Consider the following 18,884-nt stretch of genomic DNA (forward strand, 5'->3'; position numbering starts at 1 on the left):
GAGCGACATGTCGGACAAAACCGGAATTTCTTGGACTGACGCGACGTGGAACCCTGTGGCAGGATGCACCATCATCTCTCCCGGGTGCCGTAAATGCTATGCGATGAAAATGGCAGCACGCCTCGAAAGAATGGGATCTCCCAAGTACACTGGCCTGACAAAACAGGTAAATGGTCGCGAAGTTTGGACAGGGGAAGTTCGCACGTCCGATGATAAAACAATCTCTTGGCCACTGAAGGCAAAACGTCCTCGGCGGATTTTTACCAACTCCATGTCAGATCTCGGTCACGAAGGCATCCCTGTTGAAACTCAAATGCGTATTATCGACGTCATGGCGCAGGCTAACTGGCATACGTTCCAGGTCCTGACAAAGCGTCCGGTAATCCTGCTCAGTGCAGTCCAGGAGTGGCTGAAGAGGCAGGAGCGCTCCCAGCTTCCCGACCACATTTGGTGGGGCGTGTCGGCCGAAAATCAGCAGTATGCGGATGAACGCATCCCAATCCTGTCAGAGTTTCCGGCGAAGGTGCGTTTTGCGTCCATGGAGCCGCTTCTGGAGCGTGTAGACCTCGCTGATTTGCCGCCACTTGAGTGGTATATTGTAGGAGGTGAGTCGGTTGAGCGAACCGAGCCATCAGATGCGGCGGCACAGTTTGATCCGGACTGGGCGCGGGACATTCTGACTTATGCGCAGAGCCACAACGCCCGCTTTCACTTGAAACAGCTCGGCAGCAATCCGGTGGGTGGCAAATCACCCAGCTTCAAAGGTCAGGACATGGACGACTTTCCACCAGACCTGCGTGTCCAGGAATGGCCAGCACACTAAGCCACCGCCCTATGTGTCGCACCGGTGGTCCGGATGTACTGCTCGGCATCGGAATAAGATAAGCCAAACTCGGTAAAATCAGAAAGTGTCGCCCGCCGGGTACTGCCGAGCCAGTCAACCTCTTCGAAGCCCGGTAGATGTGAAGTCATCCGGGGTTCGCCACGCCAGACATAAAGACCCGGCTCCGTCGGCAAATCAACAAATCCGGCCTCTAAAGCATCTGTATTGCCCTCACGAACAAACCTGCCCGCCACCGCCCCGATTGCTTCACACAAAATGGCGGTCAGATCGGGGCCAACTGAAATGAGTGCAATCTCGTCCGTCAGTTTGCCGCATGGAAGTGCGCTGTCAGCCACGGGTCCAGTACTTGTGACGCCCAATTCTGCCAAGTCATCAATTGTTGCTGTCCGGAGCCAGCCATTCCAAAAGAGATTGTAGTCTTCTAGATTGCCACCAGTATCCTTTACCAATCTGCCCGACCACACGTAGACACCAGGCTCTTCCGGTAGCTTAGGGTGCATCAAATCGCTCGCATTCGGACCAACAGCGGCAATTTCGGCCGCCAGAGCATAATTGTTCCACCAGATGACTTGCGTTGTACCGGAGGCGGAAACAACAGCTACTGTTTTGCTTTCATCAAATCCGATGCTCTTTAGAGCATCCTGTATCTCTGACAGCCGTGTCTCTACGTCCAACGAATTCGACGTTGGCACAAGCACTTCCCGGTCAATCAAATCCACCCTGACCCGTGCCAGACACCTTCCTACGCTATCCGCTGCCAAAATCAGATCGCCGCGAAGGGTCGCTGCCTCTGCAAGATTAATAAACGGCAGAATGACTTCTTTGACATAAGCGGCCTCATCAAGTTTTCCGGTTACGCGGAACAGGTTTCGCTCAGAAATGTCATCGGCGATTGATTTTAGGTGAGCAATACTTCGATGAGCGGCGTATCGCGCGTCTGCATCCGTCAAAGCAGAGTCTTGTTGTGTTTCTTGCATGATATCCCCCGGGGAAGTCTGGCCACAACTTGAGCATAACATCTCGTAAGGAAATAAGGGAACATTTACGGTGCCCGGCCACATATTCCTTTAGAGAACAAGGGTGTATAGCACAAAGGCACGGTACTGGAAGGGCAGCCCTCATTTTCCATCGCAACCGGAGTAGCGAAAAGAAAACTCTGGAGGAAATAAGGGGTTTGACTATTCTCCCGCTCAAACGCCGCCAAAACAGAAAGAAAATTACCTTAAGCCGCAGCCGGATTAAAAGAAAAATGCGCCTCGCTGTGAACAGCGGAGGCGCATTCAAGGCTATTACCAGTTAGTGGAAAAGAAGTGCCGACATTTCATCGCTCTAAGCGGAATTTCAATATGCGCACTCACCAACCAACAAGGCAAAAGCAGAAAGATTTTGACTGCTATTCGAGCATCAATAAAGGCCGACCGGCACCAAAAGCACTCGAACTTCGTCTGGTTTCACAAACTCAATATCCACGTCAATGAAGCTACCACCAAAGTTCGTGATGATATCTTCTTCCATCTCACCAATTGACAATCCATACGAAAACGCTCCGGAAAGATAATCGGACATGGCTTTCATCAAGTTTTTCGCAACTTCAAACTGCTCGTCCGTCCAATCCCAAACACTAATCGTTATTCCAAAGTCAACACACCGAGCTAACGCAGCACCATCTTCCTCTTTTACAAACATTTCTGGCCTCATTTATGTGAATTTAGGCATCACATTGTTAGATTATTGTGTCCCACCCCAACAGGATTCCTCGCGGTTTTCCGCTGAAGAATCGAGCGGTCAGAAAATGCCTTAAGTTGTGGAAGGTTGCAATCTGCAATTATCCATCGCTATGATGCGAAAGCGCATCACGGATGCGAAACGATCGGAGGAGCACATGGCAACGGACGTAATGGACGTCAGGATTTTGACCGCAATTCACACAGAAGGGTCATATCGCCAAGCGGCTACCCGATTGAAAATGGACCAGGCTACCGTCAGTCGTCGCATGGCGACACTCGAAGATAGCGTTGGTGTACAATTGTTTATCAAAGACCGGAAGGGCGTGCGATTGACAGAAGACGGTCAAACACTCCTCGGACTTGCCGACAGAGCAGTTAAATCCATGGATGCCTTTGACCGGTCATTAGAGCGAATATCGGTTGTTCGTGCTGGCAACGTTAAGATTAACTGTCCGCCTGCGCTTTGTGCCTACATATTGGCACCCGCCTTTACGAGGATTATATCGGACACACATCCTTTGGCAGCTAACGAGCAAAAGATAGACTGGAAAGAAATGCCCTATTTTTCTTTTGTATCGCAAGGAGTTCCTGTCGCTGACATTGAAATATCATGGTCCAAAAGGGGGCACGCTCCAGCCACCGGTAACCATTCCATCACGGAGCGTATCGGTGCAACGCCGATGCTGCCATATGGTTCGGAGGCGTATTTCAGGTCAAGAGCCAGACCTAAAAGGTTCTCCGACTTACATGAGCACGACATCATCGACCATGAGCTCTATGCGACCGACGAATATCTCGAGGCATGGAATGTCGAGTTGGCCCGTAGCGCCGTTGGCCCCCGTATGAAGCTGGCTTGCCTAACGTCGGTTATCCCTGTCGTGTCGGGAGGAGGCGGGATCGGTCTCATTCCAACGCTGTTTTCGCCAATCGTAACAAACCTGGTTCCGGCCGTTCTTAGCGATTGTCCGTACTTGGCACGAGACCTGTGGATCAGTGCAACACCTGAAGCATTAAGGTCACCGGTGGTAAAGAGGGTGTATGACGCAGTTATCGAAATCCTTCGGGTGCCGCCATGGGTGGAACGACGTTAAAATGGCAGACCATTTGCCTTTCTCTAATCCGACCTCCTGTGATGTCGCTAGGGCTTCATCGATGGAGCAGGCGCACCAAAAAGTTCAGGCTTCGCCTCCATAAGGAAGTCCCGAATTGCTGCATCGCCAACGCAACATTGCGGGTATCTGAAGGACTCAAAATTGATGACCAGTTCAGAATCTTCACCCTTATACCTTATCCGGTTAAGCAACCGCTCGACGAATCCCGCATCAACGATATATTCCTCAAAACCCGTCGGGCCGCCGAGGAAGGATAAAATCGAGTTTGTATCCTTCATGACCATCCCGAGGCGTTCCGTCCAGACACGACCCTGAGAAGAAAATCTCGCGTCCACAAATACCTGAGCTTCCACCGCATCGTGCTGGCTCGACCTTCTCTCATCGACCCGTCTGTTGAAATCAACCATGAAACTTTCCTTACATTCCGTTCGGCGTGGGCGCTTCCGCGAAGTCATCCAGCGAAAAATCGTCAATCTCGTCGGCCCCCATTGATGGTGACTTGGACAAAATGCCATCTGTTGCCAGATTTGCGAAAATGTCCGCACTATCGTCCAGCACGTCCAATGGTTCCGGCTCTTCATCGTCCATCCTGGCCGACTTCAAGCTTGCGAAAATGTCCGTAAACTCATCAAGACCTGGATCGGCATCGATGGCATCGAAAAGATCCGTCCCTTCTTCCGGAACCTCCTGTTGTGTCACGGGAACATCCTTGCGGCCTTCAACAGCTTCCTCTTGCTCAATCTGAGGGACTGTCTCCTTGGACTTCCGGACTGTCGACTTCTTTGCTTTGGCGGCCGATGTTACAACCTTGGTGACCTCATTTTCAAGTTTGGCCAGCTTGTCACAGTCAACCTCAAGAACACCAGGCTCAGGCATCGACAGGACACTGGCGATAGACTGCTGTAGTTCATCTTGAGGGACCCCTGCATTCTCAGGGGAGGCCGCCAAGCCACTCACCATTGTCGTGACTGGTGCTGCGTGCGCAAGCAACCTTTCTGCGGGCCGTGGCAGGGCTCTGGAAGCTTTTTTGCCTGGTTCATCATCAGCATCAAGAACAGATGTCGTTTCCTGATCATCAAATGACTGTATCCGCGTCCGCCCACGCCCATAGGCGCCACGAACCGCATCGACGGCCATTTTCATTTCTTCGCGGGCGGCGGCCCGGTCGAAGACCATCACTATGCCTGTCAGCAGATTGGCAAACGATTCATCGTGCAGATTGCCGACGATGTGGGCGACTTCGTGCATAGCCAACGCCTCGAGGTCCTGAATCCCCATCAATTCATCCGGGTCATCACTGCGCCGCCGGTCCTTGGTCAGTTCGAAGGCAACAGAACCATCGTCCTTAACCGGATTAAGTAGCAGGACATGTCGCCCATCCCGTTCGACATGAGATGCGCCGGTCCGCTTGTCTGCATAGTCGCCAACCGTCTTGTCCCACACCGTTTGGGCTTTTTCGAAATGCCAACCGGTACTGAAGCGGAAATCATCTCCACCTTTGATATTGGGCCGGATATGCAACAAGGCCTTGATAGCCTGGTTGCAGCAAGCAGTCCAGGCAGCGAGCAGCATATGAGCCTGCATGCCGCGCCCCTCAAGATGCTGCCCCTTGCGACGCCAGTAGCCCGGCGAATGCCGTCGGATGGCGTTTTTCATCTGTTTATCGGCAGACGAGATACCCCTGGAGTAAATGTGGACGTCGTGCATGTCCGCCATGCGTTCATCTTCAACGCTTTGCGCATTGAAGTTAAGGGCTTCCATGCGGGTGTGAATGGTTCCTTCGATGAAGTTGCGCAGGGCTGGCATTGTTCGTGCCAAAGCAACATAACCGATTTCGTGCACGGACTTCTCGAATGCTATGACTTCCTCACGCGCAGGATACTTGGCAAGAAAAGTCTCTTCTCCATCAAGAACTCGCTGAAGGAAGGCATCCATTACTGCCTTTGGGACGCGGCCAAAGCCATACTTCTCGTATCCTTCTTCCTTGAAAGCAAAGGTCGCGCCTCGTGCCTCGCTGGCCTCATGGCTCTCACCAAGAACAGCGTCAGTACTATTGCCTTCACCATTATCAGCATATGCTCCATCAGGGCTAAAACTGAGCTCCCGCAGTCCCTTACGGGCAGAAATTGAGCCTCGACCACCGCGAACGAACTGATATTTCGAGTCCTCTTTCTCCTTAAGGGTGGAGTGGTTGTCGACGGCGAGCTTATTTAGGAATTCGTTGACCACGCCGCGATAGGGTTCCTTCATGGAATCCCTGTTCTCCGTGAGAACTTCCCGCACCTTGTCAGGTTCGATTTCGATGATAACCTGAACACCAGAGTCTTGAATGTCATGGGAATACATCAGGGTCCCATTCGCACGTACAAGGACTTCACCTTTGTGCAAAGCGCCCTTACCCTTCGAAGTGTGGATCGTTCCAAACATCTGGCTCTGACCAAGTTCGTCACTCACTTCCAGAGTACCAACGACCTTGCGTTTTTTCGTTGGAGCCGGGGATGTCCCGTCATCTAGTTCCACTTTGCAACTGATATCGCTTTTTGACATGTACCGCGCCAGCGCAGTGCGAAGTCGCGACTGGGAGGCCTTTTCCCAATCGCGCACCGGTTCATTCGGGTCAATATCAATCTCAAAAATGCACCCATCGACGTAGGCGGGGAAAGCTTCCAGCTCTTTTAATCGCTCCGCGAGCAGGGCAGAACTGGGATCTCCTTGGTCGCCTGCCACGCGCAATGCCGACTTCACTTCGGAAATCTCGTCGGCCAAAGTTCGGCAGGTGTACTCAGAACCGTTCCCTTCAACGATTAAGTCTCGGGTTCGAATGCTGTATCGTCCTTGGCTGAAGCAGAGCATCAGGCGGGCAGTGCCAAAGCCACCGATTGAAGTTCCATCCTTAGCCTTTGTCGACTGGCCCAGACTGAAGAAAACATTCTCCAGCGTGTCCATATCCATGCCACAACCGTCATCTTCGAATTGAACGCGAATTGCATTCGTCATCGTTGCTGGACGGCCAAAGGAGCCCTTGGGAGTGACATCGTTAATCTTGATGCTGATCTTTTTGGAACCGGCATCAACACTGTTCTGAAACAGTTCACGCCAAAATGCCGTGATCCAATCCGAATGGCCATCAACACGCCGGGTAATAAAATAGCTTTTGGGAGTTTGAACAAGTTTTGTAGCCGACTGCATCATACTTACCTCAACCAACCAAATGCACAGAAACAGAATTGCGAGAAGAAATCGTCCAGCCGGAGAGGCGAACAATTTGACCCTTCATCCCATCCTCCAGCATTTCCATCATCGCGGGCTTCAATGCTGAGAGAGGGCGTCGAACCGAATTTCCGACCAAGCTGAGTATTCCGGAGGATGTGCTGACTTCAACATCGGTGATGTCGGTCAAGTCACTCTCATCATGGGCAATGGTAAGGCCACCATGGTCATTCAGAATAAGGTCTATCACTTGGGCGCGCTCCAGCAGGCTTCAACGATTTGAAAGAATTTCGATTGTTGAATGCAAAGATAACTGGAGGGTTTGCAAGGAACCAAAAAACAAAACGGCCATCCAGTTCGGACGGCCGCAGTTTGGATTGCTCCAAAAACAGAAATAGCGGCTTGCGAGAAACTCGCGTGCCGCTAAATCGTTTCCTACCCTGAGACTATGGGGTTGGATGACGAGCCTTACGGGTGCTATCCACCGGCTTGCGGCCGGGGTTTTCCGTTGTCCACTCGAACCCTTTGATATCATCGCGGGTGAACAAGTATCTCATCAGTGCCGCCTTTTTAAGAGTGGCTTTACTCTCGACGTTGAGCGCTACTCGACCTTTCCACATACACTGGGTTTGCGACCCAATTCGACGGCTGCTACCCCGCCTGCGCACATTTTCCGATCAACATCCTCAGGCTTGCGGCCATTGGATGTCCTGGTTCCCGAAGGGCCAGGAATTAGGCACCTTTAACACTCAACCGGGGCAGTCTTTGCATTTTATCCGCAATAGGATTTGAACCTACGACTGATCGATTACGAATCGATTGCTCTACCAGACTGAGCTATGCAAACCCACCGCGACGTGCTGCCCCAGTTGCTTCAAGGCCTTTTGAGCCCCAAAATACAACACGCCACATTCCTTTCACCCTGCTAAGGCTACTTAGACATCCTTCCGGTCACCGTCCCCTCTCGGGTCCTCACAACCTTCAGATTGCTACGCGCCCTTTGCCGCAAAGCATCGGACATTACTCACTCTCCCGAAGGATTTCCCTAAGGATCTCCCGAAGAAGAGGTCACGCAGCTGTTCGTTAGCCATAACGCTGGGCAGTTTGCAGGACATGGTATCGGTTGCACCCGTTTTAATGAAGCCGTGCTTTAAACCCCGCCACAAGTGACAAAGTCTCGCTTAGACCTCATACATCCTTTCGGACCATATCCCTGCCGTCCCGTATAGCACCACCAGAAGTGATGCAGCTCCGCGTCAACCTGGATTAACGCTTTGCTCGGCCCGAACTCTGCATAGATGCACCGGATTTCCCGGCGAGACCCCGTGGGAGGGGATACCCTTTAAACTGGTTACCCAGTCTGCGCTAACGACGCTATGCCGCCAAATTCCTTCATCGTAATGGGCCGTTAAGCAGCTCAAGCGCCGCCAAGGGCCGAAAACAACTAAAGAAACATCTGGAAGTATCCAAAAGGAAAACTTCTGTCACTCAAAAACGGCAAGCATTTCTGCTTGCCCTGAGAAGCAGAAATTACCCTCGCCTCGGGAAGATGTCAACAAGAAAAATCATATTCTTTGATTTTCCTCCAACACCAATGCATTCTCTAAGAAAAGAACGCAACCAGGCCCGCTGTACTCCACACACCAAGCCTGCAATTAGAACATAAACCCTCGCTCCAAAGGCATGAAGCGACGCATTGTTGACATAATGGACATCATGGCGCGCGCTGGCTGACCTGGCGATCAGCACGTGTCGGATTCAGATACGCGTCTTTTAGGTTTGCCAAGTACCTAAAAGTACCTGTGTATGTTTGTGCGGTTTCTGGCAACCTGTCAGTAATGTCTTCGAGCATCTCAATCAGCGTCACAACACGAGAACCAATAATTCTTCCGCGTTCATCAAAATGCCGAGGATGCAGCATAGTGTCGGCAATCGCTTTCAAGACGTAAGGGTCTCTCTCAGAGGTGAGGTAGTCAAAGATGACCGTGTGGTGGATGCCATGCAGCAGCTTCATAAGGTAGAACGACGCAACATTCAGATGGATAGCAGGTGTATCCGCATCAAGCACTGAAACGTCTCGGAGGTCGCGAACATCAAATTCTTGCAACCCTTCGTCGGGAAGAAACAGATCTCTGGCCTCGTGAGCACCGATCAAATCAGTTACTGAAAAGAACTGTGAAGCAAACCGTTGTCGGCTCTCTGACGCCAAACTGGCAACTGTCCTGACTTGAACTTCCTTCTCACGAGGGTTTAAGAAAACTTCATTTGCAGGGCCAATGGAAGGCAGATACAGAACATCGTCAATGATGGCCATCTTCTCGAGAGCAGCGACGAATGTGAGGCGGGAGTCCGCTTCCGTTGTTCCATGAAGACGGACTATATCCGTTTCGCCCGGTTTCTGATGGAACACGTTACGCCTGGTATTCAAATGTGTGGGCCACATGTCCCTTTCCAGTGCCCCATAGTTCCCGCACACCGGCGCAGACATAAGAGACAGTGCTGCTTGAGCAAAGTCTGCGGTCACGACTTGACCTTCCACATAGCCTTGCGGCATTGCCTTCAGGTCGGCGTCCCATAGCTCTTTCCAATGGGCCACACCCTTTGAATTATGCTCGATTTCTTCAAGGCTCAGTGGGAGCGTCAAGGGGGCGAGCAAAACCCCATCGTTCAGACGGTATTTGACTATTTGCCTACTCTCCGCCGAACCGACACTTGCCGTACAAACAACCGGCGCTTCGCTGGACGACAGGACTGGAACATTCATTGGGACAAATCCGTACGTAGAACGGTCGGTAACGTTGCGTTTACCCGCTAGACGGCCCTCAACGTTATAAAAATATGGGAATTCAAGTATCATTGCTTGTCGCTCCAAAATTATCGCATGAAAAGCTCATTGACTACGGGAGTGTGCAGCCTCTCCACATCAATCAGGGCTTGAAGTTCATTGCTTAACGAACCCGGAAATTTCTCTGACGATACCACCTCAACCAGTGTTTGCAATGCAGTCACAGCATCCTCAAACAAGAGGTTTTCACCTGGCCGCAGGCGCCAGTCAAAGGTAGGCTCAGCGTAAGCTGCAAGTGCGCTGAACGCTTCAAAGACACCGGGCCTTTGCCCCACCACAAAGCGCGCCACAACTGATGACCGCAAAAGTCGGCGTGCTGCGCTCAGAACACGGTGTAACCTCACGCAATCGGTCTGGCTTGTCGGCATTCCTTCGATAGTGCCAACGACCGCACAACCAGGGCATATTGACGAACGTAACTCTATGTCTTTAATCTCATGTTCAGAGAATACATTCGCTCGGTCAGGCAAGTGCCCCATTTCCGGCTTGGCAATAAGCAGACCAGATCGAAAGTCATACTCGAATACAGGTCCACGCGACGGGACAAAGATGTCTCCATCAATTATGCACATTTGCTGTTCAAGTCGCTGTCTAACCTCAAACTCGGCATGCTCCAACGTGTCAGCATCCACCTGCTCAATGATATAATGTGCGAATTTTGGCTTAGGGAAAACTCGCGGCCTTCCAACCGACACAGGAGACAGTAGTGGAGCGCCTTCCTTCAGCCCGGCTCCCGCATAAAGCCTCATGACGTTCTGAAAATCATCTGCACTTACAAAATTACCAACCTTGTGCAGGTCAAGTGAACCACCGGGCTTCCGGGCAAAGCTGCAAGCTCGTTGCCGCGGTGAAACCAGACTGGAATAGTCGAAGGTTAGTTTCCGCAATAGTCGGTCGCCGTGAATTCGGTACTCGGTATGAAAGACGGCAGGTTCCGGCGTCACCTTTTCCCCAAACAGGGTATGCGAGACCGTCGGCCGAGCATCCGAAAATGTGCAGACGCCAATAACCGGTGCGGCTTCAGATGACACCTCATGAATGCCGAGCATGATTTCTGCCGTTCGCGAAAGATACACCGGCTCTTCAACCCCACGGCACTTAGCGCGAATGATGTAACGGTATGGGATAACGACCTGCACTGAACACCTGTTCGAACATCTGTATGCCACCAGAACGATATGCTTGGCGATGGAGTTCAGGTTACCACGCCGCAATGCAAGGAAGCACCTTGCACGGGCCGCTACCATTATCCTTTGATATTTCTCGACTCCAAGGAATATATGGAACTTTTTGCTTTATTTTGAAAGAAAACATCTGGACGAGCGGAAGGAAATCATTAAAAGTATTCCTTCAAGTTCAAAATCTGGTGTCTGGATGAAACCATTCCTGAAATGGGCAGGGGGCAAAAGCCGTCTCGTTCCCAAGATAAGCCACATGCTGCCTAAAGCCGACCGTTTGGTTGAGCCATTTGCCGGGTCGTGTGCGGTTTTTCTCGGCTTGAATTACCCCAAGAACCTGATTTCTGATACCAATCAGGACCTTATTTCGATTTATCAATGGCTCCAAACTGACGCGGAAGCATTCATTCAGCAATGTGGCGCACTATTTTTACCAGAAAACAATACGTTAGAGAGGTATATTGAACTCAGAAGTGAGTTCAATAACGGGAAAATGGGCAGCCTCAGGCGCAGCATCCTGTTCATTTACTTGAACCGGCACTGCTTTAACGGTCTGTGCCGATACAACAAAAAAGGGAAGTTCAACGTTCCTTACGGCAAAATGCGAGCTCCCTACTTTCCGAAGCGCGAACTCATCGGATTTGCAAGCAAGGCCAAGATGGCAGAGTTTCGCCACGACGACTTTCGAAACGTGATGAAGTCCGCGGTGCCGGGCGATGTCATCTATGTAGACCCTCCGTATGCTCCTTTGTCGGCCACCGCGTCCTTTGACAATTACGCAGCGGGCGGCTTCAGTCCTAAAGATCAAGAGGACCTGGCGCATCTTTGCTTTGAAAGCGCCGCGCGCGGCGTCCCGGTCTTGCTATCAAACCACGACACATTGTTTACGCGCAGACTGTATGATGGAAGCCGCATCACGGAACTGGAAGTGACGCGCAGCATCAGCGCCACCGGCCATAAGCGTGGCACGGCATCGGAAATACTCGTCCTGTTCAAAAAAGGACTTCGCCGGTCCCCACAACTTTCACTTTTTCCTTTCTTTGCAGCGTGAGACGAGAGCTTAAGATGGCCCGCACGAAAACCCAAAAGAAGGCGTTCGCCCCACTGGCCCGCCCATTGTTCAAATGGACCGGCGGAAAGACGGACGAACTTCCCCTCATAGAAGCCTGCAAACCGCATTCGTTCCATCGGCTGATAGAGCCCTTCGTGGGCGGTGGGGCCGTGCTGCTTGGTACCCCGGCCGACAAACCGGCGGTGGTGAATGATCTCTCACAAGACCTCATTGCGCTCTATCGCTATATGACGGAGGAGAATGCCCCATTCATTGATGCGATTATGCACATTGATAGCCTATGGAACATTCCCCGAACGACAGACATGTCCCAATCAGATAGAGCCATTCTGACTGAGGTCTGCCGCCAGCTTCACGGCAAAGCTGGCCCGCTCGGGGATGAGAGAGACGCCTTCAGATTTCTCAAACAGGGATTAGCCAGAAAAAGAGCTTTCGCCGATCGGATGAAAGCTGCAAACGATGAGGAGGCCGCCGACATCGACCAGCTGCTGCTCACCGGCATATGGAGCGGAATTTACACATGGATGCGTCACAACTTTAACCAATCGACCCCAGGGCCGGTCCGATCAGCTCTTTTCTGGTTTATGCGAGACTTTTGCTATGGCGGCATGTTTCGCACAAACGGAAAAGGGGAGTTCAATGTGCCTTACGGGGGAGCGTCATATTCCGGACGCTCGATTAAAGACAAGCTGGATTACCAAAGATCGCCGATTGTACTTGAGCGATTAAAGGCCACCGCATTCTACAATCTCGACTTTGAGGCATTTCTCGAAGAGGCGAAACCAACATCCGACGATTTCGTGTTTCTTGACCCGCCGTACGACAGCCCGTTCTCGACCTACGACGGAAACCAGTTCACCCAGGATGACCACCGGCGGCTCGCGCAGTGGATGCGCGGTACACCGGCGAAATGGTTGATGGTTATTTCGGAAACCAAGGCGGTCAACGAATTGTACGGAAATATTTCAGGCACTAAAATAAGCCGAATATCAAAAGTATATCGCGGAAACATCAAGGGGAGGGTTAATAACGCCGCCACCCACCTGATGATCTCCAATTATCCCCACCCGAGTGCATTGGATTTGAAATGAGTTGCCCGAAAGCAATAGCCGCCACCCGTGAGCTTCGTCAGGTGATTCAGGTCGAGCTGGAAAAAAGCGGCATAGCCATTCTCCCTCCCATGGAGGTCGCCAGAACCACCTCGCTGATGGAAGCATTAGAGATGCCGATCGACACCTCAATGCTGGACCCTTGGTATAATAAGGGCTTTGGCGGCATCCAGGCCGACTACCACGATTACTTTCTGTCGATTATTCGGCGCGCGGGAACGTTCAGCCAGCATGTTTTCTTTTGGGGTTTCCCCGAAATCATCGCGCCGTTTGTTGAGCGCATTCCGGAACCTCTTGAGCTGACGAGCTGGCTTACCTGGTACTACAAGAACAATCCCTCGGTCATTCGTGGATGGCGCTCGAGCCAAAACGCCTGCCTGCACATGTCCATTGCCGGAGCAAAGCTGTATCCGGAACGCTTCCTCAACGACAAACAGCTTGAGTTGAAGGGCAAGGGGAAGCTCAGATACATGCCCGGGCCGACCAGTGTTATTGCAACGACGCCTGACGACGTCATAGAGGAATCCCTTCTTGTTGGTTTCATCGGCAAAAAAGAGCAAACCGGACATCCGTCACAAAAGCCACAGAAAGTCTATGATCAGCTTCTGCGCATGAGTGTCGCCGATGCCGGTATCGTGTGGGACCCAATGTCAGGCTCTGGCACCACCGGTGCCGTCTGCCGCGACCGAGGCTTCAGAGCTATCCTGTGCGATGGCTCTGATGAATTTACCGCCCTGTCCGAAAAACGGCTTGGCGCTAAACGACTGGAAGTTTCAGGTTTGATAGAGGCCATACTCGACCAGGAGCGCGCCTCTGCGTAAGCTCTCCCAACGGAGCAGGGCAGGGGCAAGCTTCTTCGCTATTTAAGCGCCCCTCAACAAAACGCTTGGCAGAGCATAGGAAAGTCACGAATGCTTCTACATACACAAGAGGCTCCGCGATTGACTTCACGGTTTATGCTCCACAACAAAAAGAAATGAACCAAAACAATATGGGGCATTATAAAATGTTGACAAGCAATAAGTGGGGAGACATAAGTACAGAAAGAGCTGAATACCAGCCTCAATATCCATCTTTGGAGTGACCTGTCATGAGACATGACTGGGAAAGGCATATCCCCGAAACTATGACCCAAGCAGAAAGCCTGCTCGCCGAACCAATTCGCCGTTGCAATAACTGCGGCGCCGTACAGCAATTGGAACGGACGACAGCTTGGGGGCGAACTGTTCTCAAACATTGGCTCCCGCTCGCCGGTCGGTGCAAGCCGCAGAAAGACCACGACCAAGATCCAGAACAAGCTATTGCCCGCTAAGTAAAATCTCCTTTACAGCTTCGCATGTCGGGCGTAAGCTTCATCTGTAGCGGATAGACCGCAACGAGCATATAAAATGGCAAGGAGCTTGCTGTTATGACGAAGACACTGACCTTGGGCAAAGCCGTATCTGCGGCTGTGACTCCCACAAAATCGACCCAGCCTGAATTTGATTTTGGCGTTTACATTGGGCGGTTCCAACCCTTCCACAACGGACATCTCCATTGCTTGCTGACTGCACTTGAGAAGTGCAAGCACGTTGTCGTGCTTATTGGCTCAGCAAAACGTGCACGCAGCACTCGAAACCCGTTCAAGTGGAACGAGATTTCTCGAATGCTTCTGGGCGCGCTCACCCGAGACCAAAAGGACCGGGTGACAATCGTTCCCCTGCTGGACACTTACAACGACGTTCTTTGGACCCAGAACGTACAAGCTGCGGTGGCAGGCACCGTCACCCAACACCATGTCTCACCAACCGGTTCAACACCAAAAATCGCCTTGGTTGGCCATGGAAAAGACAACAGTAGCTACTATTTGGGTATGTTCCCACAGTGGCAGTCTGTTAACGTCCCAAACATTGGCGATCTGTCGGCAACTCCTATCCGTTCAACTTACTTTAGCGAGCAAGGTAAGATTTTACCTGATACGGTACCCGCAAGCACTCTTGCGCTCCTCGAAGAGTTTGCCGGTTCCCCGGCCTTCACCTACATGGTTGAAGAAAGCCGCTACATTGCCAAGTATCGGGAAGCATGGAGCGCTGCGCCATATCCGCCGCAATTCAACACGGTTGACAGCGTCATTGTCCAGTCTGGCCACATCCTGCTCATTGAGCGTCGCTCTGCACCAGGGAAAGGTCTGTGGGCTTTGCCCGGCGGCTTTGTGAACGTCAACGAACGCTTTAAGGACGGGATGCTTCGCGAACTCACCGAAGAAACGCGTATCAAGGTTCCGGCGAAGGTCCTTGAAGGGTCCATTGTTGCGGAAGAAATGTTCGACGATCCGCACCGGTCGGAACGCGGACGTGTTGTCACGCGGGCGTATCTCATCAACCTTCAAGCCAGCAATGCAGGACTGCCCAAAGTTAGGGGCGGGGATGATGCCAAGCGCGCAGCCTGGGTTCCGCTATCTGAAATTGACCCGGAACAGATGTTCGAAGACCATTTCCACATTATCCAGACCATGCTAGGAAAACTGCACACCTGAATCAGGAAGTTTGTCAACTTTTTCCTTTACATGAAGGAATACTTGGCATAAAAGTGAGAATATCGGGGCAGGATAGACCAGCCTCTACTTGTTCGGCAAAGGAGTTTTGCCATGAGTAAGAATTACATTTCGATTACGTGCGTTCAAGAAAACCCCAAAGTGGGCAGCATTGCCGATAATCTCGACATCGTGCGCCACTATCGCAAAGAACTGACAGGAAAGACTGACCTCATCGTCTTCTCCGAAGGCTTTGCCACAGGATATCCCCTTCAGGATTTGGCCTTAAGCCCGGTTTTTCTGCGGGAATTTCAATCCCAATTGCATGCGTTCGCCGATGAAGTGCACAAAGATGATGGTCCGGCCGTTTTGATTGGCGGTCTTCAGCCTGGCGCCGCGCGCCCCTTCAACACCATGTTCTTGATTGAGACGGATGGTTCGATGAAGGCGGTAAGCAAACAAAAGCTGGCCAACAACGAAGTCTATGACGAAGTTCGCACCTTCGAACCGGCAGGCCGGATGCAACCAATTGATTTCCGCGGCTTCAAACTCGGCATCATGATTTGCGAAGATTTCTGGCACACGGAGGTGTCCCGTTATTTGGCCGACGAAGGTGCGGATATCCTGATCGTTCCGAACGGCTCACACTACCGGACAGGCAAACAAAACGAGCGGACAGCTCTTTGTCAGCGCACCATCAAGGCGGTGGGTTTGCCGGTGCTGTATGTAAACCAGTATGGCGGGCAGGACGAAACCATTTTTGACGGCGGCTCCATGGCATTTGACGCGAATGGCGAGATGCTTTTCCAACTACCGTTCACAACTGGCCACTTCGCTGTCGAACTTAACCGCGACGAACGCGGTCATGCCGAACTATTCGGCGACATCCAGAACATCTTCAACGATAACACACCTCGCTCGCACTCGTATCCTGATCCAATCGAAGCAGATTACAGCGCCCTGGTTCTCGGTGTTCGTGATTACGTTGGCAAGAATGGTTTCCCCGGTGTCGTCATCGGCATGTCTGGTGGTCTGGACAGCGCACTGACGGCGACCATCGCAGTTGATGCCCTTGGCGCCGACAAGGTGTGCGGCATTCGCATGCCATCCATTTTCACATCAGATGACAGCATGACCGACGCTCGGGTCCAAGCGGAACTTCTTGATATCCGCCTTGAAACGGTGCCGATTGCAGCCGGTGTCCAGAGCATCGAAGACATGATGTCGGACTTGTTTGCTGGCAAGGAACGTGACGTTACGGAAGAGAACATGCAGGCCCGCATGCGCGCGATGGTACTGATGGCGTTCAGCAACAAGTTCGGCCATCTGGTTCTGTCGACCGGAAACAAAACCGAAATCTCTGTCGGATACTCAACCCTGTATGGTGATATGTGCGGCGGTTACAATGCCTTGAAGGACGTTCTTAAGACGCGCGTTCGCGAAATGGCCAATTGGCGGAATCGGAAGCGCCCCAAGTTTGGATATGGCCCGGGAGGCATTGTGGTTCCAACGCGTGTTCTGTCAAAGGCTCCTACCGCAGAACTGTCACCGAACCAGACTGATGAAGAGACGCTGGGGTCGTATGAAATTCTTGATGCCGCACTGGCCGAACTCATCGACAACCTGCGCTCGGTCGAAAGCACCGCCAAGATTGTGAGCGAAAAACTTCATGTCGACCTTGAGACGGCGACCTGGGTCACCCGTGGTGCGGCGAACCGTCTGGTCAAAGCAGAATACAAGCGTCGGCAAAGTTGCCCAGGACCGGTTATCAGCAAACAGGCGTTTGACAAGGGTTGGCGCCGCCCTATCACCAATGGCGCTGCCCTTTAAGACGGAAAGGAAAAACAATGCTTATCAATTTTCCAAATCGTGCACATAACGCCAATTTCCGTTTCGACCCGATTGTTCGGTCGTTGCTGGACACGGACTTTTACAAGCTGTTGATGCTCCAGTTTATCTGGAAGTACTACCCGGACGTTCATGCTGAGTTCAGCCTTATCAACCGAACGAAATCGGTCAAGCTGGCCGAAATCATCGACGAGCGCGAGCTTCGCGACCAGCTTGAGGCAGTCCGGAACCTGAAGTTCAAACGCACCGAACTGGTCTGGCTGGCTGGCGAAACCTTCTACGGTCAACGCTCCATCTTCGAGCCTGAATTTATTCAGTGGCTTGGCGACTTCCAACTGCCGGGCTTCACCCTGTCAAAAGACGACGACGGCCAGTATGACCTTACCTTCTGCGGTACATGGGCCGAGACCACGATGTGGGAAATCTACGCCGTCAGCATTGTCAACGAGTTGCGGAACCGGGCGGGATTGGCCTCAATGTCCGAATTCGAGCTGGACATGCTGTACGCGAAGGGCAAAAGCAAGCTGTGGGACAAAATCTCACGTCTCAATAAACTGGACGGACTGAAGATTGCGGACTTCTCGACACGCCGCCGCCACTCATTCCTGTGGCAGGAATATTGTGTCAATGCCCTGACCGCCAACCTCGGCACCGGCTTTGTCGGCACCAGCAACGCCTACATCGCCTTCAAACATAACCTTGAAGCTGTCGGTACCAATGCCCACGAACTGCCGATGGTTCTGACCGCGCTATCCGATCTGATCAAACAGGTTGTCGGTAAAGAAAAAGACAAGGAAAAGGCGGGTATCCTTCTGGACGGATTTGCGGTGCAGTTCTGCGACATTGTCGCCAAGCAAAGCTTCCTGAAAGCACAGTATGCTGTCCTGGCTCAGTGGTCTGTTTTGTATGGCCAAGCGATGCGTGTGATGCTGCCAGACACCTACGGCTCGTCTCAATTCTACCGCAACGCTCCGGAATTCGTGACCGACTTCACCGGCGTGCGCATTGACAGTAAAGACCCGTTTGTTGCCGGTGCCGAATACATCAGTTGGCTCGCCGGGAAAGGGGAAACAGCGATTGATAAGCTGTTGCTGTTCTCTGACGGACTGGATGTCAATAACATTGAAGACCTCCACAACGAATTTTCCGGCCGCGCGCGCGTGTCATTCGGATGGGGCACTTTGTGCAGCAATGACTTCCGGGATTGTCACCCGCAAGGCTCCCACGCTCTGGACCCGATTAACCTGGTCTGCAAGGTCACGACAGTCGGCTTCGAGCATGAAGACAAGATGTGCTGGACCGGTGCTGTAAAGCTTTCTGACAATTTCGACAAAGCAACTGGCTCGCCAAAGAAGATTGAAGACTACCGCACGGTGTTTGGCACCGAAGGCGTTGCCAACGTTCCTCAGAATTTCTGAAACCTGCAA

The 18,884-nt window shown here is 52.1% G+C and carries 15 protein-coding genes and 1 tRNA gene; 8 read left to right on the top strand and 8 right to left on the bottom strand.

The features are described 5' to 3' along the window. Positions 1-7: 7 nt before the first annotated feature. A complete protein-coding gene (locus TH5_RS01410) occupies positions 8-823 on the top strand; it encodes a DUF5131 family protein (protein ID WP_114120299.1) in 816 nt (271 codons plus the stop codon). Here TH5_RS01410 and TH5_RS01415 read toward each other — a convergent pair. Together TH5_RS01415 and TH5_RS01420 are read right to left on the bottom strand one after the other, a co-directional pair. Next, positions 820-1,821, bottom strand: a complete 1,002-nt coding sequence (locus tag TH5_RS01415; RefSeq protein WP_114120301.1) for a hypothetical protein — start codon at positions 1,819-1,821, stop codon at positions 820-822. The genes TH5_RS01410 and TH5_RS01415 overlap by 4 nt on opposite strands. Before the next feature lie 427 nt (positions 1,822-2,248). Further along, positions 2,249-2,530 (bottom strand): hypothetical protein, encoded by a 282-nt coding sequence (locus tag TH5_RS01420; RefSeq protein WP_097052747.1) that lies wholly within the window; start codon positions 2,528-2,530, stop codon positions 2,249-2,251. A 196-nt stretch (positions 2,531-2,726) separates the two neighbouring features. Between TH5_RS01420 and TH5_RS01425 the strand changes: the two genes are divergently transcribed. Further along, complete coding sequence (locus TH5_RS01425) at positions 2,727-3,662, top strand: LysR family transcriptional regulator (protein ID WP_167443427.1); 936 nt, start codon at positions 2,727-2,729, stop codon at positions 3,660-3,662. A gap of 47 nt (positions 3,663-3,709) precedes the next feature. Here TH5_RS01425 and TH5_RS01430 read toward each other — a convergent pair whose 3' ends face one another. The 6 genes from TH5_RS01430 to TH5_RS01450 all read right to left on the bottom strand — a co-directional run bounded on the left by TH5_RS01430 (position 3,710) and on the right by TH5_RS01450 (position 10,877). Continuing rightward, entirely contained in the window at positions 3,710-4,090 is a 381-nt protein-coding gene (locus TH5_RS01430; protein WP_114120305.1) for a hypothetical protein, read from the bottom strand. Positions 4,091-4,100: 10 nt separating this feature from the next. Continuing rightward, complete coding sequence (locus TH5_RS01435) at positions 4,101-6,875, bottom strand: ATP-binding protein (RefSeq protein ID WP_114120307.1); 2,775 nt, start codon at positions 6,873-6,875, stop codon at positions 4,101-4,103. A 7-nt stretch (positions 6,876-6,882) separates the two neighbouring features. Next, a complete protein-coding gene (locus tag TH5_RS25240; protein WP_147250024.1) occupies positions 6,883-7,083 on the bottom strand; it encodes a hypothetical protein in 201 nt (66 codons plus the stop codon). 583 nt (positions 7,084-7,666) lie between these two features. Next, positions 7,667-7,740 (bottom strand) — tRNA-Thr (locus TH5_RS01440). 867 nt (positions 7,741-8,607) lie between these two features. Next, the gene (locus tag TH5_RS01445; protein WP_097052753.1) at positions 8,608-9,657 is read right to left on the bottom strand and encodes a hypothetical protein; all 1,050 of its coding nucleotides are present in this window, start codon (positions 9,655-9,657) and stop codon (positions 8,608-8,610) included. 110 nt (positions 9,658-9,767) lie between these two features. Next, the gene (locus TH5_RS01450) at positions 9,768-10,877 is read right to left on the bottom strand and encodes a hypothetical protein (protein ID WP_147250025.1); all 1,110 of its coding nucleotides are present in this window, start codon (positions 10,875-10,877) and stop codon (positions 9,768-9,770) included. Positions 10,878-11,028: 151 nt separating this feature from the next. On the opposite strand from TH5_RS01450, the gene TH5_RS01455 reads away from it, so the two are divergent. From TH5_RS01455 to TH5_RS01480, 6 genes are all read left to right on the top strand, one after another. Then, the gene (locus TH5_RS01455; protein ID WP_208638380.1) at positions 11,029-11,967 is read left to right on the top strand and encodes a DNA adenine methylase; all 939 of its coding nucleotides are present in this window, start codon (positions 11,029-11,031) and stop codon (positions 11,965-11,967) included. A gap of 14 nt (positions 11,968-11,981) precedes the next feature. Beyond that, positions 11,982-13,079 (top strand): DNA adenine methylase, encoded by a 1,098-nt coding sequence (locus tag TH5_RS01460; protein WP_114120316.1) that lies wholly within the window; start codon positions 11,982-11,984, stop codon positions 13,077-13,079. Further along, complete coding sequence (locus tag TH5_RS01465; RefSeq protein WP_114120318.1) at positions 13,076-13,918, top strand: DNA methyltransferase; 843 nt, start codon at positions 13,076-13,078, stop codon at positions 13,916-13,918. The genes TH5_RS01460 and TH5_RS01465 overlap by 4 nt, the downstream gene beginning before the upstream one ends. Positions 13,919-14,505: 587 nt before the next feature. Further along, on the top strand, positions 14,506-15,612 hold the full coding sequence (locus tag TH5_RS01470) for a bifunctional nicotinamide-nucleotide adenylyltransferase/Nudix hydroxylase (protein ID WP_114120320.1): 1,107 nt from the start codon (positions 14,506-14,508) through the stop codon (positions 15,610-15,612). Between the two features lie 111 nt (positions 15,613-15,723). Next, complete coding sequence (locus TH5_RS01475) at positions 15,724-17,439, top strand: NAD+ synthase (RefSeq protein ID WP_114120322.1); 1,716 nt, start codon at positions 15,724-15,726, stop codon at positions 17,437-17,439. 17 nt (positions 17,440-17,456) lie between these two features. Beyond that, positions 17,457-18,875 (top strand): beta/alpha barrel domain-containing protein, encoded by a 1,419-nt coding sequence (locus TH5_RS01480; protein WP_114120324.1) that lies wholly within the window; start codon positions 17,457-17,459, stop codon positions 18,873-18,875. Positions 18,876-18,884 lie beyond the last annotated feature (9 nt).

It is taken from the genome of Thalassospira xianhensis MCCC 1A02616 (assembly GCF_003326475.1).
Classification (GTDB): domain Bacteria; phylum Pseudomonadota; class Alphaproteobacteria; order Rhodospirillales; family Thalassospiraceae; genus Thalassospira; species Thalassospira xianhensis.

What these genes read in the sequence shown, in the direction of transcription:
- TH5_RS01410 (WP_114120299.1), top strand. Translation starts at nt 8, where the DNA reads ATGTCGGACAAAACCGGAATTTCTTGGACTGACGCGACGTGGAACCCT.
- TH5_RS01415 (WP_114120301.1), bottom strand. Translation starts at nt 1,821, where the DNA reads ATGCAAGAAACACAACAAGACTCTGCTTTGACGGATGCAGACGCGCGA.
- TH5_RS01420 (WP_097052747.1), bottom strand. Translation starts at nt 2,530, where the DNA reads ATGTTTGTAAAAGAGGAAGATGGTGCTGCGTTAGCTCGGTGTGTTGAC.
- TH5_RS01425 (WP_167443427.1), top strand. Translation starts at nt 2,727, where the DNA reads ATGGCAACGGACGTAATGGACGTCAGGATTTTGACCGCAATTCACACA.
- TH5_RS01430 (WP_114120305.1), bottom strand. Translation starts at nt 4,090, where the DNA reads ATGGTTGATTTCAACAGACGGGTCGATGAGAGAAGGTCGAGCCAGCAC.
- TH5_RS01435 (WP_114120307.1), bottom strand. Translation starts at nt 6,875, where the DNA reads ATGATGCAGTCGGCTACAAAACTTGTTCAAACTCCCAAAAGCTATTTT.
- TH5_RS01445 (WP_097052753.1), bottom strand. Translation starts at nt 9,657, where the DNA reads ATGAATGTTCCAGTCCTGTCGTCCAGCGAAGCGCCGGTTGTTTGTACG.
- TH5_RS01460 (WP_114120316.1), top strand. Translation starts at nt 11,982, where the DNA reads ATGGCCCGCACGAAAACCCAAAAGAAGGCGTTCGCCCCACTGGCCCGC.
- TH5_RS01465 (WP_114120318.1), top strand. Translation starts at nt 13,076, where the DNA reads ATGAGTTGCCCGAAAGCAATAGCCGCCACCCGTGAGCTTCGTCAGGTG.
- TH5_RS01470 (WP_114120320.1), top strand. Translation starts at nt 14,506, where the DNA reads ATGACGAAGACACTGACCTTGGGCAAAGCCGTATCTGCGGCTGTGACT.
- TH5_RS01475 (WP_114120322.1), top strand. Translation starts at nt 15,724, where the DNA reads ATGAGTAAGAATTACATTTCGATTACGTGCGTTCAAGAAAACCCCAAA.
- TH5_RS01480 (WP_114120324.1), top strand. Translation starts at nt 17,457, where the DNA reads ATGCTTATCAATTTTCCAAATCGTGCACATAACGCCAATTTCCGTTTC.